We start from the raw sequence: 13,769 nt of genomic DNA on the forward strand, positions 1-13,769 counted from the left end.
GCCACTTTTAAATAGTAGGTAGAATTACGCAGTTACAATTTTTGGGGTTTCCGGGAAGGTGATATCAGTTTATTTGGGACGGTCCATATTGAACGGACAGGTCCATTTTGGACTATGAATTTTATTTTAGGCCGTACTCTTTGATCTTCCTCTTTAGAGTGGAAAGAGATATTTGCAGTGCTGCCGCAGTCTTGGAAACATTGAATGAAAGTTTTTTGAGTGTGGAATGGATATATTGTTTCTCCACCTCCTCAAGAGGCAGGATGGTGTCCCCGGTGAGTTCTTCATTACAGGCCGGGGCAGGATTGCGGGCCTCACTCAGAAGCACGGAGGGAGTGATAAAGTTCCCGCTCTGAAGGAGACAAGTCCTCTCAAGAATGTTTCTCAACTCACGCACGTTTCCGGGCCACTTATAATTCATGAGCTTCTCAAACTCTGAATCCTCAATTTTAATGTCACGGCAGTTTGTTATCTTTTTCAGAAGATAAGAGCAGATTTCGGGTATGTCCTGCTTTCTTTCCCGCAGCGGGGGGATATGTATCCTGATGACGCTTAACCTGTAGTAGAGGTCGCTCCTGAATTTCGAACCCATAACGTTTTCAAGGTCTGCGGACGTGGCGGCTATAACACGGAAATTTACAGGCCGGATAAGGTCTCCGCCAAGCCTTTTTATTTTTTTATCTTCAAGGACGCTGAGGAGCTTTGACTGGAGGTGCAAGGGCATTTCTCCTATTTCATCAAGCAGGAGGGTCCCGCCTTCAGCCATTTCAAATATTCCCCGTTTGGAAGAGGCAGCGCCCGTGAATGCGCCTTTTTCATAGCCGAAGAGCTCCGCCTCTATCAGGTTCTCAGGAAGCGCGGCGCAGTTGATGCTTATAAACGCGTCTTCCTTGGCAGGGCTTTTATAGTGAATGGCCTTGGCCGCAACATTTTTGCCGGTGCCGGTTTCCCCTGTAATTAAGACCGGGGCGTCCGTTGAGGCGGCAAGGTCCACGGCCTTCAGGATTTCCGAAAACTCCCTGCTGCCGCCCACAAGGACAGCATCTTCGCTGTCTTTTACTTTTCTGTAACTCTCAATTTGAGCGGTCTTCTCAAGGCTGAGGGTCTTTAAGGCCTGTTTTACGGCAAGGTACAGCTCCTCCATCTCAAAGGGTTTTGACAGATAGTTATGGGCGCCTGCCTTAATGGCCCTGACCGCGTTCTCGAAACTGGGATAGGCAGTGATAAATATTATCTTCGTCTGGTCGTTGTATTTCAGGATCGAGGGGCAAATGGTGTGTCCCTCGCCATCAGGCAGGTTCTGATCGAGCATGACAATATCAACCTTGTTCTGCGAGCAGGCGGCGGTCCCGTCCGCGATTGAATGCGCGGCAAGGACCTTCAGGTTGTCTTTATTCAGGTGGTCTTTGATGACGTCGCACAACAGCCTGTCGTCATCTATTATAAGCAGGACCCTTTTGTCTCTATCGCTGTTCACTCAGGACCTCAGCGACAAATATGTCAACTTCCGTGCCTTCATTTATCCGGCTTTTCACCTCTATTGAGGAATTCATTTTCGCAAGCATTTTTCTCGCAATGACCAGGCCCAGTCCGGTCCCGCTCGATTTGGTAGTATAAAAGGGTTTGAATAAATTTCCAAGATGCTCCCCGGTTATGCCGCAGCCGTTGTCGGAGAACCTGAGCCGTATCATACCTGAAGACTTTGAAACAGTGATGGAAATTTTCGGGTCTGGCCTGCCTTCGCATGCGTCAATTGCGTTGGTAAAAATATTTAAAAGCACCTGCTGGAGCGCGCGCGGGTCCGCATGGCATAACTCCGCATCCGGATCCACAGAGCATGTTATGGCGATACCCTTTCTCTCGTAATCCTCTTTAAACAGAGAAAGAAATTTCTCCAAAAAATCCGTCATCCTTATGTCCTGTAACGCAGGTGTTTCATACATATTGAAAGTCTTCAGGCTTTTCAGCAGATATTCAACCCGTGACAGCTCATCCTGTATGCGCTGAATATAATTCAGAACAGACTCCTTTGAATAATTGTCCAGGTTTGTCTGGAGCACCGTCAGGGCCATTTTTATTGAGTTGATGGGATTGCCTATTTCGTGCCTGATCCCGGAGAAGATGTAGCCGATATTGTTCATGGTATTTACAGCCTCTGCAATGGATTCAAGCCTGAGTTTTTCACTCACATCACGCCTGACAGAGACGTAGTTTATGATCTTTCCGGCGGCATCATTAACCGGGGAGATAGTGCAATCTTCATGATAAAGCGAGCCGTCCTTCTTTTTACTTATCAGAAGGCCGTTCCAGATATTCCCCAGTTTCATCGATTCCCTGATGACCTGATAAAAAGCCTCGTCATGCCTGCCGCTGTCAAGTATATGCAGATCATGCCCGGCAGCGTCCTGACGTGAAAAACCTGTTATGCGTTCAAAGGCCGGATTGGCATACTGGATCTTCCCTTTGATGTCGGTTATTACAAATGCGTCAGGCGCGGATTCGGCTGCTGCCATAAGGCGAGTGCGGTCTTCTTCTATGCTGAACCTGTGAATGACTTCTCCGACAATAGGGGCCATCACCTCCATGAACTCAACATCCTTCCCTGACAGCCTTCCTTCATTTTTATCGGCAAGGTAAAATGCCCCGAGTGTCCTGTTTTGATGGCGGATGGGGACAACTGCTATTGACGCAAAGCCATTTTGAGCGCATACACCTCTGAAACATTTCTTTCCGTTTTCCTCCGATGAGTTCATAAGTTCACGCGAGTTGTTGCAGAAGAAAGAACCGTTCGGAGTAATAAAAGGGGCGTCACAGCGCTCGAATTTTCCGGTTATCACCCTGATGCAGGCACACTGGTCCGTCTTGACCGAGAGACAATTTTCCCTTTCCCAAAACTCCCTGCTGTAACCAACGTATGACTCATAAGGGATCCCCCCGTTTTCATCCAATATCCTTACGCCTACGCACCGGCATTTGCTCCATACTCTTACAAGGTCTACCACAGAATCCAGGTAGTCATTTCTTGAAAAGCTGCGAGTGAACAGTTGCAGCAGGTCGTTGCTTGCGCGGGCCATCTCGTTGGCCCGGAGAAGTTCAGCGGTCCTCTCCCGGACCCTGAGCTCCAGCTCTTCTTTTGCCTTTTGTAACGCCTCTTCCATCTTCTTGCGCTCCGTGATATCCATAAGCATACCAGACAAAATATCCCCGTCAAGGGTCGCGCTTAAAAGTATATTTTTTATTTCCCCTGTTCTTGTAAGCAATTCGACTTCGAAATGGTCCACCCTGGCGTCCTTCTTGATCCTTTGGATCAACGCAACCCTGTCCTCCGGATTTTTATAGCTGGACAATATGTTGTGATGCTTTAATTTTTGAAGAGTCTCATATTCGAAAATGCGCAATAGCGCTTCGTTTGCGTAAATAAGGTTGCCATTTAAATTCGTAGTAAAAATGCCTACAAGGGAAGTATCTACAAGATGTCTGTACTTCTTTTCGGACTCAATAAGCTTTTGCTCGATCTCTCTCCGCTCGCTGATGTCGCTTACAGTGGACTCCTGACTGCCGGCGGGCTGGTCCGGCATTTTCCTGTCCGCCTTTTTTCGGTGGACAGGAAAATTGCTGGATGCAGGATTGGTCCTTTTCATTTTTGTTTTGGTGTTCCGGGGCATGGTTAAATTATATAATGGAAAACAATCCACCGCAATTTTTTTTATGACAGGTAAAAAATAACGGATTCTTTGATGGCAGGCAGTTCCTCTTCTGTGAGGCCAAAATGTTTCAAGTCTGCCGGGTCAGCCTCGGGGACGCGGAAATTGCCGCTTGAGCCCAGCTCAAATTTTTGCACAAGCACATTGGAGACATGCACTGCAGCGACAATATCCTGGTTGGTCTTACAGAGGCGCGGCTCGTGGTGCCATCTTATTGCGTTCACCAGAAATGACGGCATGCTCCACCACTCGGCAAGATGCCTGCCTATCTCCTCGTGGTTTGTCTCCAGGATATCGTATTCGGCTTCTATCAATAACGATTTCTTCAAGCGGGCAGTGTCCATAATTTTCCTGAAATCGTCGGCAAGGCACATTTCCTCGACAAGCTTTCCCATGTCATGCAGTAACCCGGCGGTAAAGGCCCTTTCAGCTTCCTTGTCGTCCAAATGCGGCAGCCTGCCGGCAAGCATTTTTGCCAGAATGCCGCATGAAAGTGAATGGGTCTGAAAATCCTTCAGGTCAAAGCCCGTGTCCGACTGAGATCCGGGCGACATAGGGCTGAAAATCGAATATGAGAGGACCAGTCCTTCAACAATGTCTATACCTAGGACCATCAAGGCGCGTTCAACAGTGTCAACCTTATGCCTCTGGCCGAAGAGGGATGAGTTGGCCCAGCGCAGGAGTTCAGCAGAGATGGACGTGTCCTGCTCGATGATCTCCGCAAGGTGTTCTATGGATACGGTATTTATATGCGAAAAACATTTTTTAATTTCAAAATAGGTTTGCGGCATAGTCCTAAGAGTGGAGATGGAGTTGATGATCTTCTGCAGCCCTTTGCCCTTTTGCTTCAACTCCTCTGCCTGAAGGAGGGCGTCCCGTATGATTCCTTTAAGCTCGTCGTCCCTCCACGGTTTTGAGACAAGCTGCTGGGCGCATCCCTCCGAGAGGGCCTGGACTATTGCGCCGCGGTCTGCATATCCGCTTAAAAAAATACGGACGACATGGGGATAAAGCTCCCGGACCTGTTTTAGAAAGGTTATGCCGTCCATGCCCGGCATCCGCACGTCGGAGATAACAAGGTCAACGTCCTCTTTTTTCAGGACGTCTATTGCCTTTTCCCCGCTTTCAGCAAAGCGGAGGTCCCATGCCTCATCCTGAAGCAGCCGCCGGAGGGAATTAAGAATACTCAACTCGTCATCCACAAAAAGTATGGTCTGGCGCTCTTTATCCATTATCAAATCTCTCTGTTCCGCTTGCAGCGCATTTAAATTATGATATCACTTTAAAATTGCTATCTCAAATTAACCGCAAGCCTTTCACCTTATATATCGGATGTTATACGCGGGAGATTAAAGCGGGGAAACACAATAAAGTTACAGGTTATATCTCAGAACGACAGCCTTGCAAAAATTGTCGATATCTCTCAGATGCTTTTTCCAGACAGTGTAGACGATTTTCATGTCAGTCTTTTCGTATTCATGCACGATTCTGTTTCTGAATCCCGACATCTGGACCATTTTTTTTGCGAGAGGCTTTGAAATGATCTTGTTCTTTGAAAGCATTTCAAAGACCTCCGCCTGTGTTGCAGGAGTCTCCCATTCCGAATCACTTATGATGTGAGCGCCGATATCAATACATGTCTGTATCGCCTGAATAAGATTAAAAAGAACAATGCTCTGGAGGTCCCTGTCATTTGCAAACGACTTGATCCCGGGGTCCTTTTTCTGACGGACCTGGTTAAGGTAGGTTTCCATCCTTTCGAGTTTCCTGCTGATAAGGGATTTATCAACCAACTGCTGCCCTCCTGAAACGGTTAGCGACAGCTTTGTTAAAGATGTCCTCTATCGGCTTGAAATCAAGATACTCAATAATCGCCTTTGCAGTAAAGTTCACCCTCAGTTCCCTGTCTTGGTCAAAGAGTATCCTCCCGGTTTTAAGAACGCGATGTTTCAGATAAGGCGAAGCGGTATTTAGAATTATAATGTCCACCAGGCGCAAAGTAAAAGACGGCGAAGCGAGATAGTATTCATTTTTCAAACGCTCAAAGTTCCTTCTTTTCAATTTCTTTTCATTGACGAGAACAGCTATATCAATATCGCTTTCCTTTGTTCCTCTGCTCCTGGCAAGGCTTCCGAAAAGATATAATGCTGATACCTCTTCCCTGCGTTTAAAATAGTTCACGATTCTTTTTATGTCGCTATCCATATCGGGCTTTTTCATTTTCAGATTATAGCATATGCACAGCTATCTCCAACACACTCCGCGGGGACAGATACGGCGCAGAAGCTGCGCTCGATTGCTGGCGCTGGAAGATATTTATGAGTGAAAATGGATGGGAATAGGCGGTCCAATCAACAAAATTGAACCAGCAAGATCATTTCCGGATTTCGGTTTTCACAGGAATGACAAAAAGGAAAGCCTTAAATATTCTCCGTCATCTCCCACACGCCGCAGGGGCAGATGCCGGCGCAGAAGCTGCATCCGATGCAGAGGTTTTCGTCAACCACGTATTCGTATGAACCGTCTTTGTAAAGGATTCATTCACGCATGTTGTAAGCGGGAATCCGGTTTTTATATACAATTCCCCTGTAATGGATTGCTTCGTACATACAGCACGTTTTTACCTGAAAAATCCCAGCCGATTAGTATAAAATGGTTCTTATAAATGCCTCGTAAAAGCGACCAATATAAGCCATCAAAAAATATTTGGATAACTACGGGCATTTTCTCAAGCCATTATCTTCTTGAACGCCTGCCGCAGACAGGAACAAAATTATGGCCCTCAGATGAAGAAGTATCTCCAATATTTAAGGCAATTCAGGATTTATACAAGGCGAATATTGTCGGATTGAGAAAAGGCAATGAAGCCAATACCGAGAGGAGATTTATCGATAAAGTTATTAATGAATTGGGTTATGGTTTTCTTAATCAGAACCAAATTCCAGAAGCGGAGCGCAGACAGGTTCCCGATTATTTCCTCTATTCCTCCCGTAAGGACGCTGACAAAGCCTTTGAGTTATCTTCGCATATGAAATATAAGTTGGCGCTTTCAATTACCGAGGCAAAGCGATGGGACCATAACCTGGACAAACCTTCTTCCGGTAAAGGCAAAGCTCCAGGGGGCAGGTATCCGCATCAACAGATAAGAGATTATCTGAACGAGTCAGAGCACATTAAATGGGGAATTCTTACCAATGGCAAAGAGTGGCGGCTTTATTTCAAAGAGGGACGCTCAAGCAAGTTCTTCGAGATAGATATTGAAGATTGTCTTGAAGATATTCAGAGGTTTAAGTATTTCTATGCTCTCTTCAGACCCTTAGCTTTTATAAAAGACAGCTCCGGCAGATGTCTCCTTGATAATATTTTTGATGAATCCCTGAGATTTCAGGAAGACATTGAAAAAGACCTTAGAGTAAAAGTATTTAAATGTGTTGAATGGCTTGGCCACGGGTACCTTTCCAGAGAAGAAAACCATCTTTCGGAAAAAGACCTCGACTCGATTTACCATCACAGTCTTATTCTTTTATACAGGATACTCTTTGTGCTCAATGCAGAGGCAAGGGACTTGCTGCCTACTAATCCACTGACAAAATATTACAAGCATTACGGGTTTCAGCGAATAAAAGACAGGGCAAGACAGGAGAAAGGCGAGTTTATCAGCGCCAAGACAGTCTTGTATGATGAGCTTTTGGCTCTTTTTCATCTGATAAACGGCAGCAATGAAAAGCTCAATAAGGATATGAATATCCCCCGATACAACTATCTTCCACGATATTGTTTGCCATATTCAGTAAATTTAAATAAGCCAGTATATTTCCCTTTCGTTTCATAAAGCCCTTTGTTGTACGCATTGTCGAAACCAACTAAGTCATCATAAATTGCACCTCGTATATTTGCCCTGAAGTTTGTCAAATTGAAATCAAGTTTCTCATCCTGAATTCTTGTTAAAACATAATTCCCGATTTCTTGTAATTTAGCATATTCGGCATTTTGTGTTAAATGTTTTATCGCTTCAATAATCAAAGATTTAAATGTAGGTACTGTTCCAGGTAATTCTTTTTCCCTCCGTTCAATGTCTGCTATTACTTTCTTTAACCCTTTATCATTTCTCGCTTTCTCTTCACTCTTTGAAAATGCAGAATAGATATCGGAGTAGCCGCTTAAATATTCTTCATCAGGCTCAAAAATAGACGGAGTAAATTTTACAGAATTATAGATTGCTTCAAGCTGAGAAAAATAAAGCGGTTTGTCTTCTTTGATAACTGTATTTACTTCAAAATTTGAAAGCAAACCGCCGCCTGTTAGGTTTGTGCTGCCAATAATCGATGTCGTCTCTTTTTTGTTATTAAAGAGGTAAATTTTCGGATGAAAAACGATATCAGTTTTGTTGTCTTTTTTATCGCCGAAGCAAAAGAAAGTCAAATTTGGAAATGACTTCTTAATATTAAGTAAAAAGTTTATTGCTTGAGGGTCGGTCGTTTTAAAATCTAACCCCGCAATGATTTCGACATTGCTTTTCTTTGATAAACAACTATTCAATGACTGCTCAATCACCTTCAATCCAGAATATTTCATAAATGCAACAGCTATTCTTGCCTGAGTTGAATTTGCCAATTCTTGATTGATGATGTTGCCGATAGGATAATTTAAGTTGGACAGTATTTGCAGTTTCATTATGATGTCTCTTTTTATCTTTCTGTTACCAGTTTACAAAAAAATTACACAAAGTTACAAGAAAAAGTTGCTTTCCTGAAATAGTTGTTTTCCTTCTCAACGCACATTTGAAAAAAGAATTAACATAGCACTAAAATTAAACACAGTTTCTAATGAAATAATTGTTATGGAATTTTTGACAGACGAAGAAAAAGGCCCGATCATTTTTAGAGGCGCACATGTAAATAGGTATGAATTTCAGGAAGAACCTAAACAAGGAACACCTATGTATCTTGATGTCCAAAAATATCTTGATGCACATGGTAAAAATACAAAGGCATATGATTACAAATACATCAGAATCGGCTATCAGAGAGGAGCTGCAATAGATAACTGGCGCAGAATCATTGCAACCATTATTGCGAAAGACAGTTTTTGCTCGGATACAATTAATTATATCATCAATCCTAAAGAGTACGCTCTCTTTTCTATTCTCGCCATGTTAAATTCATCATTATGGGAATGGAGATTCCGTCTTACAAGCACAAATAATCATGTAAACTCTTATGAGATTGACTCCATGCCAATGCCTCCAATTTTATTCACAACTCCAGAAAAAGAAAGAAAAGAATTCTACATGGAAGCTGTCACACTGTATAGACGTTCAAAATATGAAGACATTTCAAAATGGGCTGATTATGAATTAGCGATGGACAGAAACGACACCAGTCATGACTTTCTCGCCTACCTTGCCGAGCAGATGATTGAATTAAATAAAACCAAGAACGAGGAGATCAAAGGCTTCCTCATATGGCTTGAGCGTGAGATCGGAACAGACATTGACGGCTTAACAAATAAAACTGCAATCAAAGAATATCATGAGCATAGCTTTGATCACTTTCTTGAAGTCCTCAAAAGAAATAAAAACAAACTTTCTATAAACTCTTCCGACAGAAAGAAACAGGAACTCCTTGAGAATCATTTCATGAAAAGCATGTCGGTTCTTGAGCCGGTGAAAAATAGAATCAAGACAGCCGATGAATTGATAGATCAGATTGTTTATAAGCTCTACGGTCTAACACCGGAGGAGATTACGATTGTGGAGGGGGAAAAGTAAAAATAACCATTGAAGATATTGTGTTATGTTGCTAATATATTACGTATAGGCAGACCCACATGTAAGATCATTCAGGAGAATTATGACGGCTGAAATTGCAATAATGAATAAAACGGCAGTGGCTCTTGCGGCTGATAGCGCAGTTACGATTGAACAGAACAAAGGGCATAAGATTTTCAATACGGTCAACAAGCTGTTTACCCTGTCAAAATTTCATCCGGTTGGAATAATGATCTATGGCAGTGCTAATTTTATGGATATCCCATGGGAATCGATTATTAAGATATACAGAGCAAGATTAGGTAAGCAGAAGTTTGCTACTTTAAAAGAATATGCCGATAGTTTCATTTCTTTCCTATCTGAAAATATTACTTTGTTCCCAGAAGCCGAACAGAAAAAGTATTTCTTCAGGGCCATTGCTGGGTATTTTACAGACTTACGGGGTGAAATAGATGAGCAGGTAAAAGAAAAAATATCTTGTGATAAGAAAATTACGGAAACATCAGTAAAGGAAATAGTTGAACAGACTATCAGAAAGCATTACGAGGTATGGAATAAAGTTGAAAAGTTAACCCATATCAGTAGCGATTTTGATAAAACCCTGATTGATAACTATGGCGATCTAATTATAAAGGCTAAGGATGAAATTTTTCAGCAATTGCCGATTTCGGAGAAAACTGTTGAAGATTTGCAGATTATTTGTGCAGGTATCTTTTCAAAAGATAGGTTTGCGAGAAATTCTTCCGGTTTGGTTATAGCCGGATTTGGCGAAGAAGAAACATTCCCGGCGCTTGTTTCATTTGCTATGGAAGCCAAAATTAATAATACGCTTAAATTTAAGAAAGAAAAAGACGCGGCTATTAACGTTGACTCCTTAGCATGGATTATTCCTTTTGCACAAAGCGAAATGGTTGCCACGTTTATCGAAGGCGTTGATCCCGGATACAATAAAATCATATCTGACTATCTTTCGGAATATTTCGAGAAGTATCCTGATTATATTGTGGATAGCATTGAAAATATTAATGCTGCCAGAAAGCAAGAGTTTTCAAAAAAGCTGAAAGAAATCGGTCTTTCAATACTTGCAGATTTTAATAAAAAATTGCAGGAGTATAGGCAGGTTTCTCACATTAATCCCATCACCAGTGCGGTATCATTTCTTCCGAAAGATGAACTTGCTGCAATGGCGGAATCGCTTGTCAATCTAACTTCCTTTAAAAGAAAAATATCTTTAGATGCTGAAACCGTTGGTGGCCCCGTTGACGTTGCCGTAATCTCGAAAGGTGATGGATTCATCTGGATCAAAAGAAAACATTATTTCAAGCCGGAATTAAACCCTGGGTTTTTTGCTAATTATTTTCGGAAAAATAGAGAGGAGCACGATAATGAAAAAGTCTAAAATAAAGGTGAAAGAGTATCATTCAATGAAAGAGTACGAGAAAAAGTATTATCCGGAATCTTTCAAGAAACAATCTATTAAGATTAGTGACCCTTCAACTCTCGGCATTATTCTGGCAAGGGAATCTTTAAATAAGTTTAAGCATCTGATCCAAAAGCAAAAAGTGTGCATTTAACATGAGAGAAGTAAATTAGATCAAATTGTAGTTGTAGACAAAATACTGCCGCTTTTCTTTTTTAACCAGCTTCCTGAGTTTCTTTATAAACATGTCTTCGGAGTGAAGAACATTTTCGACGCTGTCATTAATTGTAATTATAAAAGAAATATGGCGGTAATCAGGAATTTCCGGGTCTTTGCTTATGAATATATTGATGTTCTGTATATGCTTAAAAGTCTCTATAAAAAGACTGTAGTATTTACAGCATTCCTGGAATACATTTTGATTTAAACAAAAACCGAACACTTCTTCTGAGAATATCAAACTTCCAACCCCTTAAATATTCTCCGTCATCTCCCACACGCCGCAGGGGCAGATGCCGGCGCAGAAGCTGCATCCGATGCAGAGGTTTTCGTCAACCACGTATTCGTATGAACCGTCGGGATTGTCCTTCCTGCTGATCGCTCCGTAATAACATGTCGCCTCGCACATGTGGCAGTCCCTGCATACGGCGCAGGACATGCAGCGGTTGGCCTCGGTCTCCGGCTTGAAGGGTTCGCCTTTGCAGATGTCGTAATAGGAGGTTTTTATCTTTTCATAGGGGACCAGCGGTTTTTTTGCAGGCATATAATAAGACCTTCCCGCAAGCAGTGCGTGCACAGCATCCGCAGCTTTTCTCCCGTGACCGATGGCGTGCGTTACGAGTCCGAGCTTGGTTGCATCGCCGATCGCATAAACCTTGGGGTCGGAGGTATGCCCGACTTCGTCAGCTTCTATCCAGCCGTTTTTGTTTGTGTGAATGCTTGGCGTCAGGAACTCAGTCATTGGCGTATCGCCAATTGATATCACGACAACATCTGCATCAAGCGATGAGCCGTCGGTGAAGTAGATCTTCTTGTCTTTCTTTACAAATTTTTCGGTGAACTTCGGCCAGAGGATCTTCGTGCCCAATGACTGGGCGATCTCAAGCTCCTTGCCGAATGCAGCGGGTTTCTGGATATCAACTGCTGTCACCTCTTTTGCGCCGCAGTGGAAGGCCTGGGCCGCAACGTCCATTCCTACATTTCCAGCGCCGATGACGACAACCCTCTTGTCTTTCAATTTCGGGGCATCGCCGATATTTATTCCCTTCAAAAAGTCATATGCGGAAACCGTGTCCTCCGCCCCGGTGACATTCATCATCCTCGGTTTGTGCGCCCCGCACGCCACTACTACCGCGTCATGCTTTTTGTATATATCTTCAAACTTCTTTTTATTCACCGCCGCCTTCAAATGGACCTTCACTCCGATCTTTTCAAAACGCGAAAGTTCATTTATAAGGACCTCCTGAGGAAGCCTTTCTCTTGGGATGCAGAGTTCGAGTTTACCGCCAAGCTTTTCCGCTGCCTCGTAAAGGTCAACGTCATGCCCTTTCAGCGCAAGCTGCCAGGCTGCGGACAACCCGCCGGGGCCGCCGCCGATGATCGCAACTTTTTTATTCGTCTTTTTCTCGCGCTTCGGAAGCTTCAGGTCAACGCTTGCCCTGCCCAGTTCCTTGATATTGAAGGGCGTATCAACCTGCGCCCTTGTGCATGTCTGCATACAGAGGTTGGGACATATCTCGCCGCATACTGAAGCGGGAAGAGGGCTGTATTGAAGAACAAGCTCCAATGCCTCATGGAGTTTTCCGGCCCGGATAAGCTGCGCGCGTTTTTGCGTAGGTATCCCGCTTGGGCACGCGTATTCGCAGGGCGGAGCGTATTTATAATTGTTCCAGACAGGCTTGTATCTCCTGTCTTCGCCGGTTGTTATGTAAGGAAGAACTGTGAAAGGATGGTTCAGGTACTCCGCGAAGATCCCGCCCTTGCCGACGCCCGTTTCCCAAATATTGTTACGGAACTCGGTGATGGACATCTTGAAGACTTTCTTCTTCGCGCGTTCCTGCGCGGCGAAGGGCACGAGTTTTTTCCAGTCGTCTTTTGAGCGGGTAAGCGTATCGAGATATTCCGTGCGCTCAATTGCTTCAAGATACGGCTTCATGTTCTCTGTGAGCCATTGCCAGTCTTGGTCCGTAAGATCAAGGAGCCTGACGTCGCCTTCGCTGTAGCCCTGGATCGGCCCGCGGAAATAAACCATGCCGCCAACCATTCCGACACACGGGCGGTAGCCCAAGACATTCTCCGGATTCCTCGGATCAACCCCGCAGACAACTGCAATGCCGCCTGCCTTGAATTCAGCGAATGTATCTCCCACGTCCCTGAAATACCATGACTGCGGAGGGTCGAATTTCGGGTTGTGCTTTGTCATCGTATCGCAGCGCGCGCCTCCGCTTCCCTGCACATAGAGTATCCCCTGTGCGGCGGCATTGTGGGCGCCGTTAGTGACATCACCGAGAACAGTAATCTTCGCGCCGCAGTTTATCCAGCCCACATCGTCAGAGGCGCTTCCCTTTAGAACTATCTCGGTCCCGAAAAAGCCCATACTGCCGAGCCTCTGCCCGACAGGACCTTCCACTGTAAGCTTTACAGCCTCGCCTTTTGGCCAGACCCTTCCGCCGATGCCGTGCTGCCCGTCTGCGATGATCCGGATCTCTCTCGCGCCCTGTCTGACTGCGTCCTGTATCTCTTCTTCAAAGATCCTTGACGGGGTGCGCTTGCCGTTTATGTTCCCTTTTAAAGTTATCTTTTTCATAAATTCAGAGCACAGAGCACAGAGCACAGAGCACAGACTGAGACACTATTATTAGTAGTCTGAGTTCTG

At 44.2% G+C, this 13,769-nt stretch carries 11 protein-coding genes; 3 read left to right on the forward strand and 8 right to left on the reverse strand.

The window, feature by feature from the left end:
- Window positions 1–121: 121 nt before the first annotated feature.
- From HZB61_11320 to HZB61_11345, 6 genes are all read right to left on the reverse strand, one after another.
- Entirely contained in the window at window positions 122–1,477 is a 1,356-nt protein-coding gene (locus HZB61_11320) for a sigma-54-dependent Fis family transcriptional regulator (GenBank protein ID MBI5057190.1), read from the reverse strand.
- Window positions 1,464–3,641, reverse strand: a complete 2,178-nt coding sequence (locus HZB61_11325; GenBank protein ID MBI5057191.1) for a PAS domain S-box protein — start codon at window positions 3,639–3,641, stop codon at window positions 1,464–1,466. The genes HZB61_11320 and HZB61_11325 overlap by 14 nt, the downstream gene beginning before the upstream one ends.
- A gap of 65 nt (window positions 3,642–3,706) precedes the next feature.
- Entirely contained in the window at window positions 3,707–4,936 is a 1,230-nt protein-coding gene (locus HZB61_11330) for an HDOD domain-containing protein (protein MBI5057192.1), read from the reverse strand.
- Window positions 4,937–5,077: 141 nt separating this feature from the next.
- Complete coding sequence (locus HZB61_11335; protein MBI5057193.1) at window positions 5,078–5,497, reverse strand: DUF86 domain-containing protein; 420 nt, start codon at window positions 5,495–5,497, stop codon at window positions 5,078–5,080.
- Window positions 5,490–5,924 carry a nucleotidyltransferase domain-containing protein gene (locus tag HZB61_11340; GenBank protein ID MBI5057194.1) on the reverse strand — a complete coding sequence of 145 codons (435 nt, stop codon included), beginning with the start codon at window positions 5,922–5,924 and terminating at the stop codon, window positions 5,490–5,492. The genes HZB61_11335 and HZB61_11340 overlap by 8 nt, the downstream gene beginning before the upstream one ends.
- Before the next feature lie 200 nt (window positions 5,925–6,124).
- On the reverse strand, window positions 6,125–6,241 hold the full coding sequence (locus HZB61_11345) for a 4Fe-4S binding protein (GenBank protein MBI5057195.1): 117 nt from the start codon (window positions 6,239–6,241) through the stop codon (window positions 6,125–6,127).
- A 128-nt stretch (window positions 6,242–6,369) separates the two neighbouring features.
- On the opposite strand from HZB61_11345, the gene HZB61_11350 reads away from it, so the two are divergent.
- Window positions 6,370–7,536, forward strand: coding sequence for a hypothetical protein (locus tag HZB61_11350; protein ID MBI5057196.1), 1,167 nt, complete (start codon window positions 6,370–6,372; stop codon window positions 7,534–7,536).
- Here HZB61_11350 and HZB61_11355 read toward each other — a convergent pair.
- Entirely contained in the window at window positions 7,464–8,381 is a 918-nt protein-coding gene (locus HZB61_11355) for a restriction endonuclease (protein ID MBI5057197.1), read from the reverse strand. The genes HZB61_11350 and HZB61_11355 overlap by 73 nt on opposite strands.
- 163 nt (window positions 8,382–8,544) lie before the next feature.
- On the opposite strand from HZB61_11355, the gene HZB61_11360 reads away from it, so the two are divergent.
- Both HZB61_11360 and HZB61_11365 read left to right on the forward strand, forming a co-directional pair.
- Window positions 8,545–9,474 carry a hypothetical protein gene (locus tag HZB61_11360; GenBank protein MBI5057198.1) on the forward strand — a complete coding sequence of 310 codons (930 nt, stop codon included), beginning with the start codon at window positions 8,545–8,547 and terminating at the stop codon, window positions 9,472–9,474.
- An 82-nt stretch (window positions 9,475–9,556) separates the two neighbouring features.
- Window positions 9,557–10,873 (forward strand): hypothetical protein, encoded by a 1,317-nt coding sequence (locus HZB61_11365; protein ID MBI5057199.1) that lies wholly within the window; start codon window positions 9,557–9,559, stop codon window positions 10,871–10,873.
- Between the two features lie 493 nt (window positions 10,874–11,366).
- On the opposite strand, the gene HZB61_11370 is transcribed toward HZB61_11365, so the two are convergent.
- The gene (locus HZB61_11370) at window positions 11,367–13,700 is read right to left on the reverse strand and encodes an FAD-dependent oxidoreductase (protein MBI5057200.1); all 2,334 of its coding nucleotides are present in this window, start codon (window positions 13,698–13,700) and stop codon (window positions 11,367–11,369) included.
- Window positions 13,701–13,769: the final 69 nt, after the last annotated feature.

This window comes from Nitrospirota bacterium, from assembly GCA_016214845.1.
Taxonomy (GTDB): domain Bacteria; phylum Nitrospirota; class Thermodesulfovibrionia; order UBA6902; family UBA6902; genus SURF-23.